Source organism: Rosenbergiella sp. YN46, assembly GCF_036620675.1.
Lineage (GTDB): Bacteria > Pseudomonadota > Gammaproteobacteria > Enterobacterales > Enterobacteriaceae > Jejubacter.
Window position 1 is genome coordinate 1 of sequence record NZ_JAZHEE010000051.1, and the last position, 21,620, is coordinate 21,620.

Genomic DNA, 21,620 nt, shown 5'->3' on the forward strand with positions numbered 1-21,620 from the left:
GATGGCGACTCTTGCCCGTTCCGAAAAGCCCGGAGTGATAAGCGAAGGGGCCCCGAAGGGCGTTTTTTACCGCCGGGAAGCCAGGGTCGCCAGGGGAGCGGCGACTGAGCCCCCTGGCCCGTTCACCCGTGGTGGATTAACAGAGAAGCAGTGACGCAAAGTGAACGGAACAGCCGCCGCATCATTATATTCTGCCGGTTTTGTTCTGAAACCGGGCGCCGGAGTTGCCTGTCACCCTCACCCCGGCCCTCTCCCGAAACGGGAGAGGGAGTTTCCCGGCAATGAGCGGAACAGCCCGCCGCATCATCATATTCTGCCGCTTTTATTCTGAAACCGGGCGCCGAAGCTGCCTGTCACCCTCACCCCGGCCCTCTCCCGAAACGGGAGAGGGAGTTTCCCGGCAATGAGCGGAACAGCCCACCGCATCATCATATTCTGCCGCTTCTGTTCTGAAACAGGGCGCCGGAGCCGTCTATCACCCTCACGCCGGAACGTACACCCTGAAGGGAGAGGGAGTTTCCCGGCAATGAACGGAACAGCCCACCACATCGACATATTCCGCCGCTTCTGTTCTGAAACCGGGCGCCGAAGCTGCCTGTCACCCTCACGCCGGAACTTACACCCTGAAGGGAGAGGGAGTTTCCCGGCAATGAACGGAACAGCCCGCCGCATCGACATATTCCGCCGCTTTGATTCTGAAACAGGGCGCCGTAGCCGCCTGTCACCCTCACGAGATTATTGCGGCTCTGGGCCTGCTGGTTACCGGAATTTAATCTGCCAGATACTTCCTCTGATTATCAGGAAAGATGAGTCTGACCGTCCGGCGCCCGGGGCGCGCGCTGGCGGGTGGCGAAGAAGATAGCCAGCAGCGATATCACCACGGTGACCGCCATATACCAGGCCACCGGAGTCCAGTCACCACCGGAGCTGGCCAGCAGTCCTGTCGCGATAAGCGGCGCGGTGCCGCCAGCCAGTGCGGCACCCAACTGGTAGCCCAGGGTGATGCCGGTGTAGCGCACGCTGGCGTGGAAAATCTCTGAACACAGGGTGCCAAGCACCGCCGTGACCGGTGCCCAAAGGATGCCGAAAGCAATCACCGTCGCCAGCATAATCCCCCAGGTAGTGCCGGTATCCAGCAGCATAAACCAGGGAACGATAAATAACCCCATCAGCACCACGCCGGTGGTATAGGTGCGCTTACGGCCTATCTTGTCGGAAAGCAGCCCCATTAGCGGGATCATGATAGTGGCAATCAGCGCCCCCAGGGTGACCGATTCCAGCGCCTGGGATTTCTGGTAGCTCAGGGTGCTGGTGGCGTAACTGACCACAAAGGTTGAAAAAATATAGAAGGGGGCGGTTTCCACCACTTTAAGCCCTGCGGCAATCAGCACTTCGCGCCAGTGGTGTTGCAGGGTGACGCGCAGCGGTGCTTTACTGACCTGGCCGCTGCGCTTCAGGTTCTTAAAGTCCGGGGTTTCGTCGATATCCTTACGGATCCACAGTCCCAGAATCACCAGTACCGAACTCATCAGGAACGGAATACGCCAGCCCCAGCTCAGGAACTGCGCTTCGTTAAACATCGTCATCAGCGAAACGATAAAAGTTGCCATCAGCATCCCGATAGTCACTCCCGCCTGGGGAATGCTGCCAAAAAAGCCTTTGCGCTTTTCCGGCGCATATTCATAGGCCAGCAGCAGGGCGCCTCCCCATTCGCCGCCAATGCCCAGCCCCTGGATGGGGTCTGACGCTCAGTGGAACGAAAACTCACGTTAAGCAATGTTTTCTTCCTCTGACGCCTCTTTTAATGGCCGCAAATGTCCTTTTGTCACCAGTTCTGCCAGTGTGAAGGAATAATGGCCGAGCATATTGATGTGTCCGTGGCAAAGTGGTGATAGACGTGCGATATCTTCATCATTCACGGTTTCACCCTGTTCCCGAAGATGATCCAGGGCAGCCTGCATATAAATAGTGTTCCATAATACGACGGCGTTAGTCACCAGGCCCAGTGCTCCCAGTTGATCTTCCTGACCGTCGGTATATCGCTTTCTTATCTCCCCTTTCTGTCCGTGGCAGATCGCTCTGGCAACCGCATGGCGGCTTTCTCCCCGGTTAAGCTGGGTCAGAATGCGTCTTCGGTAATCTTCATCATCAATATAATTAAGCAGATACAGCGTTTTGTTAATGCGCCCCACTTCAATGATCGCCTGAGTCAGTCCGGAAGGGCGCTCACTCTTCAGTAACGAGCGAACCAGCACCGAAGCCTGCACCTTGCCCAACTTCAGGGAGCCTGCGGCCCGGATCATTTCGTCCCACTGAAGGACTATTTTTCGGGGATCTGACTGCCCTCTGGCAATATCATTCAGTACGCCATAATCGGCGTCATTGTCCATGCGCCAGAAAACCGAAGCTCCGGCATCAGCCAGGCGCGGGGAAAACTGGTACCCCAGCAGCCAGAAAAGGCCAAAGACAAGATCGCTGGCCCCTGCGGTATCAGTCATAACTTCGGAGGGATTTAGCCCGGTCTCCTGTTCCAGAAGGCCTTCCAGCACAAAGATTGAGTCCCTCAGTGTCCCCGGTATGACGATGCTATGAAAACCGGAATACTGATCGGATATAAAGTTGTACCAGGTGATCCCCCTATTATGGCCAAAGTATTTGCGGTTCGGTCCGGCATTGATTGTTCTGACTGGCGTAACAAATCGCATTCCGTCTGCAGAGGCCACTTCTCCACCACCACCCCAGACCTGTGCCAGTGGCAGCGTTGCCTGAAAATCAACGAGCCTGGCATTTGCACTGGTGATAGTTTCAGCCCGCAGGTAGTTTGCTTTTGTCCAGTTCAGCCGGTGTCGGGTCAGGGCAGGAATATTTGACCGTATCAGGGGTTCCAGACCGATATTGCAGGCCTCGGCCATCAGTACGGCGCTGATGCTGACGGGCAGATCGTCAACCCTGGCGCTGGCTTCGCTGGCGTGGAAAAACTCATCAGCAAATCCGGTATGGGCATTGATTTCGAGCAACAGCTCTGTCAAATCCACAGTCGGGAGCAAATCACTGACCTGTTTGCTCAGTCGCTTCAGACTGTCCGGCTCGTCAAGACTGGCGAGGGGAGAAATTGTCAGCCTGGGCTTTGGGCCTGAAATATCAAGCTGGACCGCTTCGTTTTCGCCAAGGCGTGCGGCAACCTGCCTGTAACAGGAGTCCAGCTGAAGACCCAGCGATTTTATTGCGTCCTGTGGATTCATCGGGTGACCCAGAGAACGATAAACTTTAATCCGGTTTGCCTGCCAGTCTGCACCCTGTAGTAATTTTTCGCGGGGATCTCCCCACCGGCTACTGCCGGTGACGTAGACATCCCGCCGCCTCAGGCTGTCCTGCAGTTTACTGAGAAAGCACAGCGTGTATCCCCTTCGGGTGATATGTTTTTCCTTATTAACCACCAGTCGTTTCCATGGACGGCTAATGATTTCCGTTGGTGCATCATCAAAATACTGCCGCCGTGAGCTAAACTCGCGGCTGAGGTAATCGCAAGCATTCAGGGTGGTGCTCCCGGCGGGAGCTGCTGAAAATTTAACGGTATTCAGCAGACGGGGCAGGAAACGACGAACCCGTCCGTACTGCTCCACCATTTCATCATGAAAGTTATCGTCTGAGGGGCGGGCAATTCCGCGGACAAGTGCGATGATGTCGGCCAGTTTTTGCCTGGGGATGTGGCTGAACACCTCAGCCCGGATTGATTCGTCCGGCGTTTCCTCTTTCAGCAGGTACGAACATGCGCTGGCGAGCGCCAGTGCTGATTTATCCAGATCCTTCAGCGATCGGAGCCGTTTTTTCTGCCCAATCTTTCTGGCGTCACGGATAATAACAGCCAGCATGGCATCCAGAACGTCCAGTGCATCATCCAACGCCAGCGTCTCCCATGCAAGGACAAAGGCAACCAGTATCGCTGTCCTTTTCTGCGGGGCCATCCTGGCGATATTGAACACCGAAGTCATTCCCGCATAACGAGCGAGATTTTTCAGACGTACAGCCGGGATCGCACTCAGATTATCAATATGAAGGCCAAAATCGCTCAGCGTTTTCCAGCGATCAATTGCTTCATTAAACGCCGGGCCGCTGATGGTGACCGGGCCTTTCTTCAGTGATTCCAGCAAAGACAGGCGGCCGGAATCAGCGGGTCCCAGCAGCGTCTCCAGTTGCGAACGCTGCACGGCAGACGGAATCATTGCCAGCCTGTTCCACAGGCGCAGCGTTGCCTTTTCCCTTACCTCTGAAATCAGTCGGGTCAGCGTAGTCGTGCCGGGGAGAATAATCCTGTGCTGCATCAGCCATCCTGTCGCCAGGTCGAAAAGCAGCCCCGGACGTTCGTTGCTTATCCAGCTCCGGGTATATAAAAGACGGGTAAGACGAAAAGTCCAGGGCCAGGCAAATTCGCGATAATCATAATGCTGACGTATCAGCGCGGCATGCTCACGACGGGTATTTTCTCTCTGGCCGTATTCTGCCAGCACGGTGATATCATGGATGGCGAGCTGTCTGGCGATAAAATGCCGGACGCCGGAAGGGATATGATTCATATCGGTGAGGAAGGTGCCCAGAAAACGGACGCATCCAATTTGCAGAGCAATGCCCAGACGATTGTGATCACCTCTGCTTTTTCCGATAAATTCCTTGTCTGCTTCATCAAGGTGAAAATATCGTGCCAACTGAAGCTCATCTGGTTCACCGGTGAATCGGCCATAGCTTTCAGTCTGCTCAGTGGTCAGAAAATCAACGGGCATATCGGCCTCCCTGCCTGACGGGCATTTAGTAACATTTTTGCAACCGTCCGAAATATTATAAATTACCAGACACATGAAAACAGTGTCGTTTTTGTGTCTATTAAATCGATTTTTTGTTATAACAGACACAGGTTGTCCGATATTTGATTTAGGATACATTTCCATGCGACTTTTTGGTTACGCACGAGTATCAACCAGTCAACAGTCTCTCGATATTCAAATCAGAGCGCTCAAAGATGCAGGGGTAAAAGCTAACCGCATCTTTACCGATAAGGCATCCGGTAGTTCAACCGATCGGGAAGGACTGGATCTGCTGCGTATGAAGGTGGAGGAAGGCGACGTCATTCTGGTGAAGAAACTTGACCGTCTAGGCCGCGATACCGCAGATATGATCCAGCTGATAAAAGAATTTGACGCCCAGGGTGTAGCTGTCCGGTTTATTGATGACGGGATCAGCACTGACGGGGAAATGGGAAAAATGGTGGTTACTATCCTGTCCGCCGTTGCACAGGCCGAGCGCTGCCGAATACTGGAACGCACCAATGAAGGCCGTCAGGAAGCCAGGCTGAAAGGTATCAAATTTGGACGCAAGCGCACCGTGGACAGGAACGTCGTGCTGGCGCTTTACCAGAAAGGTAATGGTGCAACGGAAATAGCCAGGCAGCTCAGCATTGCCCGTTCCACGGTTTATAAAATACTGGAAGACGAGACTGTCGCAGCGTAAAGTCACCTGTTTTTATAAATTATCAAGTCGTATTGATAGTTATTATATTTGTTTGTGATTTATTGAGGTCAGATATGAAGTTATATTGACGTAGGAAATTACTTTCTTTCACACAAGGATGGTTGATATGAAAAAGCTTTTCATGACGGCTGCGTTAACCGGTTTATTAGCCAGTAATAATTCATATGCCGGAGAAAGCTATCTGGTCTATAGCCCGCAAAATATTGCTGTATTTCAGGTGCGTTTCTTTGATGTTGGCGACGGCCCGTTTATGCCTGATTGGCCGCAACCTTTTGAGTCAACCTGGGATCTGGGTCAGCAGCAGAAAGAAAAAATACTCGATGCCATGCGTTACTGGGCTGAAGTTATCACCCCCAGACCAGGGCAATTGCCCGCCATTATCAATGTCGGTACGTTTAATGACGAGAATGCCGCTGGTTCCAGCGATTCAGTTACCGCTGGCATTATAAGTCTGACGCAGTTGCAGGGAGCGTTGAACGGCATTGATACCGGAGAGCTGACCTTCGGCTCTCATGCCCAATTCATCATGGGCAAACTGGATTTTGACGACATTCCCTATGTGCCTGCGCAATTGCCGCGTACCGGAAAGACGGATTTGGTCAGCGTCGCTGTTCATGAGCTGGCCCATGGCCTGGGCATCTCCAATATGGTTACCGACCTGCAGGGTAGCGGTACATTCACCCCGGCCTTCGATACTCAGCCTTTTGGCTCCTGGACCAGCCATCTACGGGATGATCATGGCAATCCTGCCCGGCCAGGGCAGGTAATACTGTGTAATGGATGCAATAACCAATGGGATCCGCAAGGCTTTGATGTACGGCTCGATAAAGGCTATTTCACCGGTAGACAGGTAGATGAAGTGCTCGCAGGTGCCATGCCTGGCGTACCGGTGAAAATGTTGGGAGACGACGGTTCGGTCGATGATAATTACATGAGCCATATAGAGCTGAAGAACAGCATGATGAGCCACCAAAACTACCGCAATTACACAACTTTTATGGAAGCGGAACTGGCGTTGCTGCAGGACATGGGGTATCAGATTGACCGACGTAACTTTTTCGGTTTTTCGCTGTATGGCAACGGGCAAACTCTTCTTAACCGCAATGGATATTTTCAGCGTAATCAGCAGGCAGATGGCTATCTGGCCGGGCAATATAATACCGCTAATCTGGGGGTTGGCCTGCATGTATATGGCAGTAATAACCATATTTTTCAGCAAGCGGACCTGTTGACATCAGGGGCCGGCGGCGCGGGTATCCGTATAGATGGGCAAAATAACGCCCTGAGCATCGAACCTGGAATACGGGTATACGCCGATGGCGTAAATGGCCGTGGGGTGATGTTTGCCTACGGTAAAGAGCACAACCTTACTCAACGCGGCGATGTTCAGGCACTGGGCGCCAGTGGCGTCGCTATCAGTTTTGATTTTGGCAATAACCTGCTGGGTAACGAAGTGGACTATCGTGGATCCTGGCTTCATATCGTGGACGGATATTACGATACATTATTACCCGAGCTGCAGGGAGCCCTGGTGGATAATGCCGACATCAGCGGACGTGTTGCCGGTAAAGGCGCGGCGATTTATATTTCACCGAATTCGCTGGTCGGTAATATAAATATATTATCGGGTGCCAGGCTGGAAGGTGATATTTATTCGGACTACGCTCAGCGGGACGCCTATGGCCAACAGCGGTTAACACAGCTTACCTTCGGTCGGAAGGCCAGTGCGGATGGGCAGGCGACGGAAGCCGCCGATTCTGATTTCAGCTTTACTTACCGCGGAAACATTGAAGGTATCAATAATCTGGCACTGGACGCGCACGGAGGGAAAACCTCGCTAAATGGCAATTTTCAGATTTACAGCATGAATATCTCGCCAGGTGCCACCCTATCCGGCAACGGCAGCTACACCCTTAATGAGGAAGGCCGCTTTGTAAATAACGGGATCCTTGCGCCGGGTAATTCACTTGGGCAAATCAATATCTCAGGTGCTTATCAGCAGGGGGATACCGGGCAGTTGGTGTTGGAAGTCGACGGGCGCGGCAGGCATGATACTTTGCGAGTGGACGGCCACGCACAATTTGACGGTCAACTGACGTTTGCACCGCAGCCGGACTGGTACGCAACAAACTGGCGTCTGAATTCGCGAGATTTGCTAAAAACAGACTCTTACAGCGGCAAGTTCAGTGCGGTGAACAGCGTGCTCCGCTCTCCCACGCTAACGCTGCAGACAACGCCTCAGGGAAATAATGGCTGGCAGCTCTCAATGCTGCGCGCTTCAAACGCGTACAGCCAGTATGCGCAAGACGCCAATGCGCGGCAGGTAGGGCAGGCGCTGGATAAAATTGTGGCAGATGCTAAGCCGGATATACAACCGCTGTACCGTACTCTGGATTTCTCAGCCGCTGATGGCGGGAGTATCAGCCATGCCTTGCCGCAGCTTTCTGCGGGCGCCTACAGCGCCATGTTCGCAAGTTCCCTTCAACGTGAACAACAGATAGCGCGGATCATTGGCGGGCCTAAGCCTGCTTTAATGCCTAAACAACTGGCGGAAGGCGAATGGCGCAGCTTTGCCATCCCCTTTGGCGGCGGCTTCTGGCAACAGCGCCAGGGGGACAGTGTAGGGTACGACGCCAGCAGTTATGGCATGGTGTTCGGTGCTGAAAAACAAAACGACCAGAATTACAACTGGATTTATGGTTTTCATGGTGCGGTCAGCGGCCAGTCGGTGACGGTGAAATCACCAGAAACCGCGACCGGGAAAACCACTGCTTTCGATCTGGGTGTTCATGCCCGTTACGGCGCTGAAAGGTTCGAAGGGATGTATTTATTCGGCACTGGCCGATTGGGTATTGAAGACAGCTGGATGGATAGAAACATTCATGTAGAAACTTACGGAGCAAATCACCATGCCACCTGGACCGGACTGACAGGCTCTGTTACGGCCGGCGGGGGGTATCGTTGGGCGCTGAATGATAATATGAACGCCGGACCGGTAACGTCATTAAATTACACCACATTACATCGTCCTGCCGTGAAGGAAAGCGGCAATGACGGCAGCCGACTGATGCTGGGTTCGGAGACCTTCGATTCTCTGAGATCAAGTATCGGGGTAAATAGTAACTGGAATGTACCGCTCGCTTCAGGGGCGTCGATCGCAGCTGAGCTGCAGCTTACCTGGGATCACGAACTTCTGGATGGCAATGTAGAGCAACAAGCCTCTTTCGCCAACTATCACAGCACATCGTTTAGTTCCAGGAATCAGGTTACTGGCCGTGACGCACTGGGGGTTAAGGCAGGAATGAGCTATAAAATCAACACTGATGTCGAATTGGGCATCGGGGTTGAAAGCGAAATGTTTCGTTCTGGCTATGACGCGATCGCAGGTAATCTTTCAGCCACCTGGCGTTTCTGATATCTGAGGATGAAAATATAATACGGCTGGCCGTAATTAAATCCACCGCTTCCCCGGCTTTGCCGGGTAATTCCAAAAGGTTTGACCTTTAAGACAGTCGCGCGAATCTGTGTTGTGTTCAAGTAGGTCTTAGAGTTTCTTTATCCTTTCTCCCAGCCAAACCTCTTAACGTGAGTTTTCGTTCCACTGAGCGTCAGGCCCCTGGATCACCCGCATCAGAATCAGTAGCGCCGGGGCCCACATGCCGATGCTTTCATAGCTGGGCAGCAGCCCGATTGCCACCGTGGCGCCCCCCATCAGCGAAAGGGTCAGTACCAGCGTCTTTTTACGCCCGATGCGATCGCCGATATGAGCGAACAGCACGCCGCCAACAGGGCGAATAAAAAAGGTCAGGGAGAATGAGAGCCAGGAAAGCATCAGCCCGATGACCGGGTCTACCATCGGGAAGAAAATCTTGTTAAACACCAGCGCGGCCGCAGTGCCATACAGAAAATAGTCGAACCACTCAATGGAGCTGCCAGTCAGACTGGCGATAAGTACCTTCCTGTTTTTGCGCAGAATGGCGGCGCTGCTATCATGGGCTGTCATCGTTTTTTCCTCGCAGGCGAGATCCGCAAGTGACACCGAATCGCCAAATTGGGTGCAACCGCAGTGGATGTTAAGGTTGTTAATTTGTTAATCAGCCTGGGGTTTTGTGTAATATTTGGCAAGAAGATATCCTGATGGAAACCCCAAAAACTGCCCTGTGAAAGGGTTTTTTATCCCGGATTTTCAGCAGGAAACCGCATAAAAAGATAAAAAACAGCCTCTGGTCTGGTCTGTTATCAGGGTGCAACCGGGCAATTTTTGGATGTTTCTGGTTATTTCTGTCTGATGAAAATTTTGTGCGGAAGCCGTCAAAAATTTACCTGCGGTTTAGGATTCATCTCTGCGAATGCCGTTACGTCCGGCGTTACTATGGCGCCTGGTTTTGACGTAAGGAGTGATGATAATGATAACGACTTTTCCCACACTTGACGGGGAAACGCTGAACGCGGTCAACACTCTGGGTCGCTGGCTGGCGCAGGATGACTATAGCGCTGAACCGAATGTCGGGAGGGCCGGGGCGATCGTCCTGGCTGGCAACGCGGCGATTCCAGCTATTGACGCCGCCTGTCGGCTGGCCGCCGGAAGCTCTCTGCCGCTGGTACTCAGCGGCGGCATCGGCCATTCGACCACGTTCCTTTATTCGGCGATTGCGCAGCATCCCCGCTATAACTCCATTCCCACCACTGGGCGTCCGGAAGCGGCCATTCTGGCGGATATCGCCCGGGAATTCTGGAATATGCCGCAAGAGCGGCTGTATACCGAGACTCGCTCCACCAACTGCGGTGAAAATGCGCAGTACACCCGGGAACTGATGGCGCAAAGCGGCATTAACCCCGAAAGCGCGATTCTGGTTCAGGATCCGACCATGATGCGGCGTACGGTGGCGACTTTCGCCAGAGTCTGGCGCGCTGAGGCGACGGCGCCGCGCTGGATAGGCTATCCCGGTTTCGTCCCCGAAGTGGTTAACGGCAAACGCAGTCTGAGCTACGCCGGCAACAGCGATGGTCTGTGGCCGCCGGAACGCTATCTGGCATTGTTGCTGGGGGAGATTCCGCGCCTGCGTGACGACGAGCAGGGCTACGGCCCCAGGGGGCGGGATTTTATCGAACATGTCGATATTCCGCCCCAGGTGGAGGCGGCCTGGCAGCACATGGTTGACGACGATAGACTGACCGGCCTGCTGCGTCAGCGTTCAATGCTGTAACGATAATGACCGTTTGACGACCTTCTGGCGCAAACGGTCATTTTTTTTCCGCGCCTGACAGGTCGTTATGACCGTTTCGCGCTATTTTCTTCGATGGTGGTCACAAATTTCTCTCCCGTTCTGCCTTTTGTTCACCTGAATCCTTAATTTTTAACAATAAAATCACTTTGCTCCTCACTATCATTTACAAATTGCAAAAGGAGAGCGGCGATGACAGCCCCCGTTACTTATCAAATGTATATCGATGGCGAATTCCAGAATGGTCAGGGCAGTGACTGGATGGATGTGATTAATCCGTCGACCGAAGAGATTATTGCCCGTATCCCCGACGGCACGGCCGATGACGCCCGCCGCGCTATCGAAGCCGCCGAACGCGCCCAGCCGCAATGGGAAGCGTTGCCCGCCATTGAACGTGCGGGCTGGCTGCGCAAGATTGCCGCGGGTATTCGCGAGCGGGCCGACGAGATAGCCCGGGTCATCGTGGCGGAGGGGGGCAAAACGCAGCAGCTCGCTGCGGTTGAAGTCGCCTTCACTGCCGACTATATGGAGTATATGGCGGAGTGGGCCAGACGCTATGAAGGGGAGATCGTGCAGAGCGACCGCCCCGGGGAAAATATTCTGGTCTTTAAACGGGCGCTGGGGGTGACCACCGGTATTCTGCCATGGAACTTTCCGTTCTTCCTGATCGCCCGCAAACTCGCTCCGGCACTGATTACCGGTAACACCATTGTGGTGAAACCCAGTGAATTTACCCCGGGTAACGCCGCCATTTTTGCCGGGATCGTCCACCAGGTCGGACTGCCGCGCGGCGTGTTCAGCATGGTGCTGGGGCGCGGCGAAACCGTGGGCCAGGAGCTGGCAGGCAACCCTAAGGTGGCGATGGTCAGTATGACCGGCAGCGTGGCGGCGGGCGAAAAAATTATGGCAGCGGCGGCGAAAAAATTATGGCAGCGGCGGCGAAAAATATCACCAAAGTCTGCCTGGAACTGGGGGGCAAAGCCCCGGCCATCGTGATGGACGATGCCGATCTGGAGCTGGCGGTGAAGGCCATTGCCGACTCGCGGGTCATCAATACCGGGCAGGTGTGTAACTGCGCGGAGCGAGTCTACGTGCAAAGAGCAATTTATCCGCGCTTTATCGCACGGATGCAGGAAGTGCTGGGGGCGGCACAGTTTGGCGACCCGGCGCAGCGCGACGATATCGCCATGGGGCCCTTGATTAACCAGGCCGCGCTCGACCGGGTGCAGCAGAAGGTACAGCGCGCCGTAGCGCAGGGCGCCCGCCTGGCGCTGGGCGGTGAAGCTCCGCAGGGCAAAGGCTATTTTTATCCGCCGACCCTGCTGGTGGATGTTGAACAGTCCATGGACATCATGCACGAAGAGACCTTTGGCCCGGTGCTGCCGGTGGCGACCTTCGACACTCTGGAGCAGGCTATCGCCATGGCTAATGACAGCGATTACGGTCTGACTTCATCCATCTATACCCGCGACCTGAATACCGCCATGAAAGCGATTAAGCGGCTGAAGTTCGGCGAAACTTACATTAATCGCGAAAACTTTGAGGCAATGCAGGGATTCCACGCGGGCTGGCGCAAGTCCGGCATCGGCGGCGCCGACGGTAAGCATGGCCTGCATGAGTATCTGCAAACCCAGGTAGTCTATCTGCAACAGCACGACTAACCCATCGCTCCCCCGGCGCGCCAGGGGAGCGTAGCTCTGCTACCTTTATAAAAAAGGGGCGGAGACAGGGCGATGGGCGATACCATATTTCATCCAGGCGAACAGGCGGTACGGGCGAAAAAGCTCGGCGATAAGGCCGCGGCACGCCGCGGCGCCACTATCCACGACGGAATCTATGGTCAGGCCCAGGCCTACGTGGGCCATATGTTTATGGTGCTGGCAGGCAGCGTGGATAGTGACGGCTATCCCTGGGCCTCGTTGCTGGTGGGGCCGCCTGGCTTTGCCGATGCCGGCCATCCTCAGTATCTGAATCTGAACCTGCCTGAAGCGCAGCGCGATCCCGCCGATCCGCTGTGGGCTAATCTGCGTCATCATCCACGGCTGGGACTGCTGTTTATCGATCTTAACAGCCGCCAGCGGCTGCGGGTTAACGGACGGCTTAACAGCCTGACCCGCGGTGATCTGGAGCTTTCTGTCAGCGAAGCGTACGGCAACTGTCCGAAGTATATTCAGCAGAGGCGGGTGGTTCATGCCAGCCTGACGGCGCCCGATGCCTCGCCGCAGCGCGGCAGTCGGTTGACCGAAGAGCTGCTGGCGCTGATTCGCCATTGCGATACGCTGTTTGTGGCTTCCGACTGGCCGGAAAGCGGTTGCGATGTTTCGCACCGCGGCGGCGCGCCGGGCTTCGTTCAGGTGGAGCAGGGGCGGCGCTTGCGGATCCCGGATTATCCCGGAAACAATATGTTTAATACCCTGGGCAATTTTTCTTTGAATCCCAAAGGGGGGATCTGCATTGTGGATTTCAGTCGTTCCCGGCTGTTGCAACTGACCGGGGATGTGACCCTGCATCTGGAGCAGAATTTCTGGGAATTCGAGGTGCGGGAGTGGTTGTGGCGCACGCTTCCGGCGCGCCTGAGCTGGTCGGAACCTCAGGCGTCGCCGTTTAACGTTTAATATCGCCGGGAACTCACGGCCTTACAGGCGGGCATATTTATCAAGCACCCTTACCAGTTGGGTGACGAAGCCATATTCGTTATCGTACCAGGCGACCGTTTTCACCAGCTGCGATTCGCCCGCTTGCGTGACTTCAGTCTGGGTAGCGTCGAACACCGAGCCGTAGTGGCTACCGATAATATCGCCGGAGACCAGCTCTTCGTCGGTATAGCCGAACGCCTCGTTATTTTCGGTCGCCTTTTTCAGCGCGGCATTCACCTCATCCGCCGTGACTTTTTTATCCAGAATCGATACCAGCTCGGTCACCGAGCCGGTTTTTACCGGCACCCGTTGGGCATGGCCCTTAAGTTTGCCGCTCAGAGCCGGGATCACCAGCCCGATAGCCTTTGCCGCCCCGGTGGTGTGCGGAATGATGTTTTCGGCCGCCGCCCGCGAGGCGCGCAGATTTTTACCACGCGGGCCGTCTACCAGCGCCTGAGTACCGGTATAGGCATGAATGGTGGTCATGGTGCCCAGTCTGATTCCGAAGCTGTCATGCAGGGCTTTCGCCATCGGCGCCAGGCAGTTGGTGGTGCAGGACGCGACCGAGAGCAATTTATCGCTGGCGTCCATGGTGTCGTCGTTGACGTTAAACACCACGGTCTTCATATCGCCTGCGGGGGCGGAAATCAGTACTTTCTTCGCCCCGGCGTCGAGATGTGCCCGGGCCTTATCCGCCGAGGTGTAAAAGCCGGTGCTTTCCACCACAATATCCACGCCGAGCTCCCCCCAGGGCAGTTTTTCCGCCTCTTTAATCGCATAAACCGCAATCTTGTTACCGTCGACAATCAGAGCATCGTCGCTGTATTCCACCGACCATGGAAACGGGCCGTAGTTAGAGTCATGCTTCAGCAGGTAGGCCAGCACTTCAGGCGAGGTCAGATCGTTAATAGCGATAACCTGATGATTTCCCGATACTTCAAGCAGCCTGCGTAGCACCAGGCGCCCGATACGTCCAAAACCGTTAATGGCAATATTACTCATGAGTAACTCCTTGCGCGAAGGTTGTTTAAACTCACTAAGTGATAGTTCAGGTAACGGACAGCCGCAAACGCGTTCGATGCGGGATCAATTAACCTGTTGATTGTGGGTGAAACTTAATGTGAAGTTCGGCACCGCCGGTTAATCTTAGGGCGGGATCCACGAAAAAGGATGATCTATGCAAGATAAATTCTCTTCACTGCAAATTCGCCTGCACTGGCTGGTGCTGCTGCTGATTGCCGTGGCTTATTGCGCCATGGAGTTTCGCGGGCTGGCGCCGCGCGAATATCGACCGGTGTTTAAGACGTTACACTTTGCCAGCGGTCTGCTGGTGCTGATTCTGATGGTAGTACGGCTGGCGTTACGCGCGACGCGACCAACGCCGCCGATTGTGCCAAAACCGCCTGCCTGGGCGACCGGTCTGGCGCATCTGGGCCACAGCGCGCTGTATCTGATTTTTCTGGCGCTGCCGGTGCTGGGGTTCCTGGTCATGTATGACAAAGGCCAGGCCTGGAACGTGCTGGGTATCCCTATGCCCCATGCGATTGAACTGAATGAGGATCGTCGCCAGAGCCTGAAAGATCTGCACGAGCTGATTGCCAACATCGGCTATTTTGTGATTGCCCTACACGCCGCTGCGGCGCTGTTTCACCACTATATCTGGCATGACAATACGCTGCTGCGCATGATGCCACGCCGTCGCGACGGTCAGTAATCCCCAGGCGCCGGACGTGCCCGGCGCCGTTTCATCAACTACCCTTTCTCCAGGATTAAGCTGCGCTTTGCGGGCTATTACTCACGTATTGCATTTTAGCGGCGTACAATTTTTGCCGCAGATGCGAATATCGCCGTCTTATTATTCATCGAGGAAATATGAAAGCCGTTGTTAAGAAATTCCTGTGTTGTGCCGCGCCAGCCGCAGCGTTGATGATTGGTGCGCCGTCAGTTCAGGCGGCGCAGCAGGCCGGGGTAGAATCCCAGGGAGCGGTTCAGCCGTCGCCCGTTGAAAAATCCGTACTGCCAGCAGAACATGGATTGAGTGAAGCCGCGGAACAGTATCGGATCATCTATCCTTCCGTAAGCGGCGTGGATGGTAAAACGCCGCGTCGGGACAGCGCCGCCGTATTTATCCCCAAAGGGCAGATGCCGAAAGGGGGATGGCCGGTAGTGGTCTGGGCACACGGCACGATCGGCGTCGCCAGTGGTTGCGCTCCGTCGCTGAATCCGCGCACCGTTCGCGACAGCCAGTATCTCAATACCTGGCTGTCGCTGGGGTTTGCCATTGTCGCGCCGGACTATGCCGGTCTGGGATCTGATGGTTTACATCATTACCTTAATACCCGGGCGGAGGCCTGGAGCGTGCTGGATAGCGTGCGGGCCGCACTGAAAAACTTCCCGCTGCGTAACCAACTGGTGCTGGTGGGGCAGTCCCAGGGCGCTCATGCCGCTTTTGCCAGCGCGGGCTGGCAGCCGAAGTACGCCCCGGAGCTGAATATCCGCATGACGGTATTGACCGGAACGCCGTATTTTGATTCCGAGACCACGGCGGCCCAGATATTCGGCATAGAGGAGAAAGCCACAGCGAAGGGCGGCGATCCCAGGATCCCCTACGTGTTTTATATCTACCTGGCTGCGGCGGAGTCACTGCCGAAACTAAAACCGTCCACATATTTCCAGCCGACGGCGCTGCCCGTGCTGGCCGAGGCGAAGACGCAGTGCATTACGCCGCTCACTGAGAAGGTCATGAAGGAGAAACTGAATGCGGCGAACAGCCTGAAACCTGGGATTCAGGCGCTGCTGGAGGCCAGTAGCGAAGCGATGCGCTATCCTACGCTTACTATCAATAGTCCGGTATTTATCGGGATTGGCGATGCCGATATCAATGTGCCTACGGCGATGCAGCAGCGTTTCGCCTATGCGGTTCGCCTGGCAGGCACCGAGGTCGAAGTGCATGAATATCCCGGCCTCGACCACAGCGGTACCGTGAATCCATCCCTGCGCGATTCGGTGCCTTTTGTTCTGAAACATCTGAAATAATCCGCCTTATTGCAGGCATTAGCGAGCGCTGGTGCCTGCGTCAATATCAATAAGATGTATTTTAAAAGCATCTTTTGAAACAAAGCCCCATCCTGAACGTGGTGAAATAAAGACTGAGACAGCATCGTTTAAGCTAAATACGAGGAAGTAAGTTATGCTACTTATTCCACAGGAGTGTATTCACACGCGTTCCACGCCATTCTGGAATAAAGATAATGCCCCCGCGGGGCTGTTTAAGCGTCATCTCGATCGTGGTACTCAACCCGGCGTGTATCCGCGTCTGTCGGTTATGCAGGGGGCGGTTAAGTATTATGGCTTCGCTGATGGGGAGTGCCCGGAACCGGACAGTGAAATGATTATTGAAGCTGGCCATTTTGGCGTCTTTCCACCTGAAAAATGGCACCACATTGAAATTCTGACCGAAGATACTTATTTCAATATCGATTTTTTTGTGGCGCCGGAGGTGTTGCTGAAAGGGTCTGGCCTGCGCCAGGTCGTTAACTCTCAGAAATAAGGTAAATCATATGGGCAAGGCAACATACACGGTCACCGTAACCAATAACAGTAATGGCGTTTCCGTTGAATATGAAACTGAAGCGCCTGCCAGCCTGCTGGTGCCCGAAGTCGGCGCCCAGGTGGTGAAAGATCTGGTGAATACCGTTCGGGCTTATGACACGGAAGAAGAAACCGACGTCTGCGGCTGGTAACCTTCGGCTGTCGGGTGGGGAAATCAGTAACCGCCTTTATGAAGGCGGTTTTTTACTTTATTAACCGGTTCGTTCGCTGGATATGCGGCCATGCTGCCAGGAGGAAGAGGGGGCATTCAGTTTCGCTTTCAGCCAGCGGGTTAGTCCCACCTCGATATATTTCCACGCGCAGTGGGAAATGGCGAGCGACAGCGCCACGCATAGCGCGATCAGGCCCAGAATCGCCGGCATTGATGTGGCCTTATTCCCCACGTGATCGAAAACAAAATAGTTGATCGTGTTGTGGCAGAGATAGAGTGAGAACGAAATATTGCCGGCATACAGGGCAATGCGCGGAATATATTTTTTCACCAACGGCTCGGCCATGGCCAGCAGTAGTACGGCGATACCAATGGCGATGCCGAGTCGCAGGCTGAGCAGATACAGATGCCGGGTGTACAGGCCCGATACAATACCGGCAATCATCAGTAGAGCGGCGCCCAGTGCCAGCTGCTGCAGCCAGCGCCGCCGGGTGAACCTTTCCAGCTTCGCATAAATTCCGCCCGCCAGCGCGCCCGCGATAAAGTCGAGAATCACCGGATTAGAGAGAAAACCCCATAGCGCATGCTCTACCCGGTAGCCGTGAATATTCAGCGTTGGCGTATTACCGAACAGCACCGGAATAATAAACACAGCTGCCGCGGCCCAGATGATGAGCGGCAAAATGCGCTGGCGAAACAGCAAACACAGGGCGAACACCAGATAAAAATAGAGTTCATAGTTAAGCGTCCAGCGCACGTTATAGATCTGCTCCAGATCGATATACTGTGGCGACACGGCGATGGTGCTGACCGTAAAGGTGAGGGCGCTAACCAGGTTACGGGCGCTTTGCTCATCGTTCAAAAGTGACAGGGCGCCATTTAGCACAAAGGCAAAAAACAGAAACAGATAATACAGAGGCAGAATTCGTATCATCCGGTTAAGCAGAAAATGCCCCGCCGCGCTTATTCCTGGCCTGTGATGGCGGGTAGTGTATACCATAATAAAACCGCTAATCACAAAAAAGATATCCACCCCGATAAAGCTCCAGCCAAAAATGGAGTGCCAGTATTCAAGGGCGTGTTCATCGGGGCCGCCGAGCCGAAAGTGGTAGTGAAATATCACCACAAAGAGTGCTGCTAAACCGCGTAATGCCTGTAAAGAGTTGAGTTTTTGCATTTAACTCTCTGACGTTGTTATGAATAAAAAACCGCAATCATTATAACGAACATATTTCACAAATAACCAGGTGCGCTCTGATAATTTACGTCATATTTTGTCAGCGCCCGGAAAGAGACTGTTACATAAAGCAATGACAGGTATATTACATGAATAAATATTGCTCGTGGGAAATAAGAATATGGCGCGACAGGTGCCAGTATTAAATATTATTATTACACCATTGCAGCGTCAGGAAAGCGGTGATACTACTGGTAATGCGGCGCTGTGCGGTATTCGGCGTCTTACGCAGCGCCGCGTCGAACGTGGTGAATTTCTCCAGGGTAAATTAAAGTATCTGGTGTATAGTCAATGAGAACTATTTCCTGATACCAGCAATTCAGTAAAAAAATTCTCGAATGACCGGAAGCCAGCCTTAATTATATGCTCAGCCTGTTCCCGCTCAGAGGAAGAAAACGTCACGCCATCGATAAATGCCTCTTCGCTACCAATCGTGTGTCCGGTTTCATGGCTTAAATGCAGTGTGCCGCAGTATTCAAGAGGGGGATTCAGATTCGCAGCGATCCGTGACAGAGTGTCGAACATGGCGTTACCGGTCGCTTCCATCACTTCAATCATAACCAGCCGCATTTTTGCCGGCTGGTTAGCCAGAAGGGCGATCAGGTCATAGCTAAGCTTCCTGCTGTTCTGCATACTTTCGGACCACAGATACTCCAGATGTTCAGTGAATGGCGCCTGCTTATTGAACCCTGTTTTGTCCAGGTCGTTCAGAAACCACTGCCAGTGCCCGGCATCCTCTTCGGCATGTCGGTTCACCGCCTGTTCCAGAAAGCTGTCGGGTGAATTAAACGGCAGAATGTACTTATTGATATCGCTAAAACTCATCACAAAGTGTGACAGACGCGGTAAAAACCGTAGTCGCTGCTCTACAGGAAGATCGTCATTATTTAAAAAATGGAAGAAAGGATGTGTTAAAAACTGTTTTTTACTCTTCTCGATAGATAACGATATCGCGTGCATTCTGTTATCTCCTTAACGACGTTGAGTTTCTGAGTGTAGTAGTTCCCCGTGGCGGGTGCCGGCATTAATCGCAAATTGCCATAGATTCCTGTCCTGGCCCAGGTTAGACATAATCAAACGCGTGTATTCCTGCCGTTCGAGCGGATCCGGTTTCTTTCTGTCTTTCTGCAGCTTAGGTATAAACTCAAACGGTTTGTCTGTGATGAATTTGCTGCGATAAGCACAGCGCAGGATCTGACATAATGTCGAAATGTAATCATCTACGGTCGTGACCGCGCGCGCCTGGCGATTAGGCTTCACTCCATCACTGTAAAATGTTGTACCATGCAGCAACTCCTTCCTGTATCTGAGAATGTCGCTATGCCGGATATCAGAGATCGGCGTGTTGTTGCCGACAACCCGGCTAATTGATTCTATTTGCGCCTTAGCAGACGTGATCGGTGTATCGTTGACGAGTATCTATAGACACTTACCTATACCAACCAGGAGCCATAAATAAGTCGGGAAGGAGTTTAAAATTGGCCTTAATAACCATAAGATTCCGGGGTGTACTCGGCTATTTTGTCTCTGTATAGTTTAGAAACCATAAACGATGGAGCTATTCAGATGGCACTACAGGGAAAGTTTGTTATCAATGATGCGGATTACTCCCCTCTCATGATTTACGGTGTAGGCACATTCATGGCCTTCTCCGGTGATGGGGCATACCGTAACCGTGGTGGTTGTGGAATTATTCCTAATAAAGGGCCAATTCCTTGTGGGAAATACTGGATTGTAGACCGTCCAGAGGGGAACTGGAAAAACAGGTTGCGCTCATGGGCTATCGATATAGAGCGTACGTATTGGGATGGTGTGCCCACGGATCATTCCGCCTGGTTTGCTCTGTATCGTGATGACCATACGATCGATGATACTACCTGGTTTGAAAGTGTGAGACGCGGCGCCTTTCGCCTGCATCCCGGCCAACTTTCGCTGGGGTGTATTACCCTGGCGCACAGTTCTGACTTTCAAACGATTAGAAATGCGCTTTTGAGAACGCAGAAAATCAGAGTGCCGTGTATGAGAAGTCTGATGGCATACGGAAGCATAGAGGTGATCGCCAATGGCAGTACTTGTCCGTAGGGTACTAAAAACTATACTTTTTATCATATTATCGATGGCAATCGGTAGAAGTTTTGATATCTACTCGTTAGTTAGCGTAGATTCTGCGATCCGATTGTCTTATAAGCTTTTTGGCGAGGGGGGGCAGGAGAATGTGGAGGCCGTATATTCTTTTATTGATATCGTGATTATTTTCATATTAACCACGATTGCATACATGCTCGTAATGAAGGGGATTCGCTACTTCAAAAAGACCCTGTAAATAATTCTGTGTAACTGCCTCTGTATTAAAGGTGATCGCTCAGGCGGTCATCGAACTCGATATAAATGACCTTCCGCACCGAGTCGTCTGTCGGAAACACTTTGCGCTTTTTGATAGCCGCACGGATCACGCTGTTAAGCGACTCAATAGCATTCGTGGTGTAGATGGCCTTGCGGATGTCGGGCGGGTAGTCGAAGAACGTATTGAGATTCTTCCAGTGCGCACGCCAGCTTTTGCTGATTTGCGGGTATTAAAATTGGCCTTAATAACCATAAGATTCCGGGGTGTACTCGGCTATTTTGTCTCTGTATAGTTTAGAAACCATAAACGATGGAGCTATTCAGATGGCACTACAGGGAAAGTTTGTTATCAATGATGCGGATTACTCCCCTCTCATGATTTACGGTGTAGGCACATTCATGGCCTTCTCCGGTGATGGAGCATATCGTAACCGAGGCGGTTGCGCGATGATTCCAAACGAGGGGCCTATTCCTCCGGGTAAATACTGGGTGGTAGATAGACCAGATGGCGGAGGGATAGGATCTAAGGCGATAGCGATTGGTAAAGATACATTTAATAAGGTTTTCAAGGGGGCTGAGTTTACGCGATTTGAGTGGTTTGCTCTGTATCGTGATGATCGCGGTATTGATGACGGTACGTGGATCAGAAACGTCTGGCGTGGTCACTTTCGCTTACACCCAGGAACAATATCCGAGGGATGCATCACTCTTCCCCATAATTCAGATTTTGCTCTATTACGTAACGCTCTACTGAGAACACAGAAAATTCGCGTACCGTGCATGAAGAGTCTGATGGCATACGGCAGCATTGAGGTAGGGAGTGTTAGAAATTCTGTGTCATTCGAGTCAATATACAATCAAAAAGGAATGACACATGTCCCAACCCTTCGATT

The 21,620-nt window shown here is 53.2% G+C and carries 15 protein-coding genes and 4 pseudogenes; 12 read left to right on the forward strand and 7 right to left on the reverse strand.

Annotated features, from left to right (window positions below):
- Positions 1-797 precede the first annotated feature (797 nt).
- Both V3W49_RS21220 and V3W49_RS21225 read right to left on the reverse strand, forming a co-directional pair.
- Positions 798-1,736, reverse strand: a pseudogene (locus V3W49_RS21220) (MFS transporter); the annotation flags it as partial.
- A gap of 33 nt (positions 1,737-1,769) precedes the next feature.
- Positions 1,770-4,778 (reverse strand): Tn3 family transposase, encoded by a 3,009-nt coding sequence (locus V3W49_RS21225; protein WP_500147982.1) that lies wholly within the window; start codon positions 4,776-4,778, stop codon positions 1,770-1,772.
- 163 nt (positions 4,779-4,941) lie between these two features.
- Between V3W49_RS21225 and V3W49_RS21230 the strand changes: the two genes are divergently transcribed.
- Positions 4,942-5,502 carry a recombinase family protein gene (locus V3W49_RS21230; protein WP_500147969.1) on the forward strand — a complete coding sequence of 187 codons (561 nt, stop codon included), beginning with the start codon at positions 4,942-4,944 and terminating at the stop codon, positions 5,500-5,502.
- Between the two features lie 127 nt (positions 5,503-5,629).
- A complete protein-coding gene (locus tag V3W49_RS21235; protein ID WP_500147970.1) occupies positions 5,630-8,938 on the forward strand; it encodes an autotransporter outer membrane beta-barrel domain-containing protein in 3,309 nt (1,102 codons plus the stop codon).
- A 198-nt stretch (positions 8,939-9,136) separates the two neighbouring features.
- On the opposite strand, the pseudogene V3W49_RS21240 reads toward V3W49_RS21235, so the two are convergent.
- A pseudogene (locus tag V3W49_RS21240) lies at positions 9,137-9,526 on the reverse strand (MFS transporter); the annotation flags it as partial.
- 400 nt (positions 9,527-9,926) lie between these two features.
- Here V3W49_RS21240 and V3W49_RS21245 point away from each other — a divergent pair.
- From V3W49_RS21245 to V3W49_RS21255, 3 genes and pseudogenes are all read left to right on the forward strand, one after another.
- Positions 9,927-10,730, forward strand: a complete 804-nt coding sequence (locus tag V3W49_RS21245; protein ID WP_500147983.1) for a YdcF family protein — start codon at positions 9,927-9,929, stop codon at positions 10,728-10,730.
- 210 nt (positions 10,731-10,940) lie between these two features.
- Positions 10,941-12,409: pseudogene (gene aldA / locus V3W49_RS21250) on the forward strand (aldehyde dehydrogenase).
- 72 nt (positions 12,410-12,481) lie between these two features.
- On the forward strand, positions 12,482-13,363 hold the full coding sequence (locus V3W49_RS21255; RefSeq protein ID WP_500147971.1) for a pyridoxamine 5'-phosphate oxidase family protein: 882 nt from the start codon (positions 12,482-12,484) through the stop codon (positions 13,361-13,363).
- Between the two features lie 21 nt (positions 13,364-13,384).
- Here V3W49_RS21255 and gap read toward each other — a convergent pair whose 3' ends face one another.
- Positions 13,385-14,386, reverse strand: coding sequence for a type I glyceraldehyde-3-phosphate dehydrogenase (gene gap, locus V3W49_RS21260; protein ID WP_500147972.1), 1,002 nt, complete (start codon positions 14,384-14,386; stop codon positions 13,385-13,387).
- Positions 14,387-14,561: 175 nt separating this feature from the next.
- On the opposite strand from gap, the gene cybB reads away from it, so the two are divergent.
- From cybB to V3W49_RS21280, 4 genes are all read left to right on the forward strand, one after another.
- Entirely contained in the window at positions 14,562-15,098 is a 537-nt protein-coding gene (gene cybB / locus V3W49_RS21265; protein WP_500147973.1) for a cytochrome b561, read from the forward strand.
- A gap of 158 nt (positions 15,099-15,256) precedes the next feature.
- Positions 15,257-16,420, forward strand: coding sequence for an alpha/beta hydrolase family protein (locus tag V3W49_RS21270; RefSeq protein WP_500147974.1), 1,164 nt, complete (start codon positions 15,257-15,259; stop codon positions 16,418-16,420).
- A 154-nt stretch (positions 16,421-16,574) separates the two neighbouring features.
- Positions 16,575-16,934, forward strand: a complete 360-nt coding sequence (locus V3W49_RS21275) for a TehB family protein (RefSeq protein WP_500147975.1) — start codon at positions 16,575-16,577, stop codon at positions 16,932-16,934.
- A gap of 10 nt (positions 16,935-16,944) precedes the next feature.
- Positions 16,945-17,127 carry a DUF1869 domain-containing protein gene (locus tag V3W49_RS21280; protein ID WP_500147976.1) on the forward strand — a complete coding sequence of 61 codons (183 nt, stop codon included), beginning with the start codon at positions 16,945-16,947 and terminating at the stop codon, positions 17,125-17,127.
- Between the two features lie 60 nt (positions 17,128-17,187).
- Here the strand turns inward: V3W49_RS21280 and V3W49_RS21285 are convergent, their stop codons facing one another.
- The gene (locus V3W49_RS21285) at positions 17,188-18,324 is read right to left on the reverse strand and encodes an acyltransferase family protein (RefSeq protein ID WP_500147977.1); all 1,137 of its coding nucleotides are present in this window, start codon (positions 18,322-18,324) and stop codon (positions 17,188-17,190) included.
- A gap of 181 nt (positions 18,325-18,505) precedes the next feature.
- Here V3W49_RS21285 and V3W49_RS21290 point away from each other — a divergent pair, with 181 nt between their 5' ends.
- On the forward strand, positions 18,506-18,679 hold the full coding sequence (locus tag V3W49_RS21290) for a hypothetical protein (RefSeq protein ID WP_500147978.1): 174 nt from the start codon (positions 18,506-18,508) through the stop codon (positions 18,677-18,679).
- On the opposite strand, the gene V3W49_RS21295 is transcribed toward V3W49_RS21290, so the two are convergent.
- Positions 18,673-19,344 (reverse strand): hypothetical protein, encoded by a 672-nt coding sequence (locus V3W49_RS21295; protein ID WP_500147979.1) that lies wholly within the window; start codon positions 19,342-19,344, stop codon positions 18,673-18,675. The two genes, V3W49_RS21290 and V3W49_RS21295, sit on opposite strands and share 7 nt — an antisense overlap.
- Before the next feature lie 606 nt (positions 19,345-19,950).
- Between V3W49_RS21295 and V3W49_RS21300 the strand changes: the two genes are divergently transcribed.
- Positions 19,951-20,466 (forward strand): DUF2778 domain-containing protein, encoded by a 516-nt coding sequence (locus V3W49_RS21300; protein ID WP_500147980.1) that lies wholly within the window; start codon positions 19,951-19,953, stop codon positions 20,464-20,466.
- A 266-nt stretch (positions 20,467-20,732) separates the two neighbouring features.
- Here the strand turns inward: V3W49_RS21300 and V3W49_RS21305 are convergent.
- A pseudogene (locus tag V3W49_RS21305) lies at positions 20,733-20,957 on the reverse strand (transposase); the annotation flags it as partial.
- A 94-nt stretch (positions 20,958-21,051) separates the two neighbouring features.
- On the opposite strand from V3W49_RS21305, the gene V3W49_RS21310 reads away from it, so the two are divergent.
- Positions 21,052-21,620: DUF2778 domain-containing protein (locus tag V3W49_RS21310; protein WP_500147981.1), on the forward strand; the 569-nt coding region annotated here is incomplete at its 3' end.

Coding starts and splice junctions, on each gene's coding strand:
- V3W49_RS21225 (WP_500147982.1), bottom strand. CDS start 4,778: ATGCCCGTTGATTTTCTGACCACTGAGCAGACTGAAAGCTATGGCCGA.
- V3W49_RS21230 (WP_500147969.1), top strand. CDS start 4,942: ATGCGACTTTTTGGTTACGCACGAGTATCAACCAGTCAACAGTCTCTC.
- V3W49_RS21235 (WP_500147970.1), top strand. CDS start 5,630: ATGAAAAAGCTTTTCATGACGGCTGCGTTAACCGGTTTATTAGCCAGT.
- V3W49_RS21255 (WP_500147971.1), top strand. CDS start 12,482: ATGGGCGATACCATATTTCATCCAGGCGAACAGGCGGTACGGGCGAAA.
- gap (WP_500147972.1), bottom strand. CDS start 14,386: ATGAGTAATATTGCCATTAACGGTTTTGGACGTATCGGGCGCCTGGTG.
- cybB (WP_500147973.1), top strand. CDS start 14,562: ATGCAAGATAAATTCTCTTCACTGCAAATTCGCCTGCACTGGCTGGTG.
- V3W49_RS21270 (WP_500147974.1), top strand. CDS start 15,257: ATGAAAGCCGTTGTTAAGAAATTCCTGTGTTGTGCCGCGCCAGCCGCA.
- V3W49_RS21275 (WP_500147975.1), top strand. CDS start 16,575: ATGCTACTTATTCCACAGGAGTGTATTCACACGCGTTCCACGCCATTC.
- V3W49_RS21280 (WP_500147976.1), top strand. CDS start 16,945: ATGGGCAAGGCAACATACACGGTCACCGTAACCAATAACAGTAATGGC.
- V3W49_RS21285 (WP_500147977.1), bottom strand. CDS start 18,324: ATGCAAAAACTCAACTCTTTACAGGCATTACGCGGTTTAGCAGCACTC.
- V3W49_RS21290 (WP_500147978.1), top strand. CDS start 18,506: ATGGCGCGACAGGTGCCAGTATTAAATATTATTATTACACCATTGCAG.
- V3W49_RS21295 (WP_500147979.1), bottom strand. CDS start 19,344: ATGCACGCGATATCGTTATCTATCGAGAAGAGTAAAAAACAGTTTTTA.
- V3W49_RS21300 (WP_500147980.1), top strand. CDS start 19,951: ATGGCACTACAGGGAAAGTTTGTTATCAATGATGCGGATTACTCCCCT.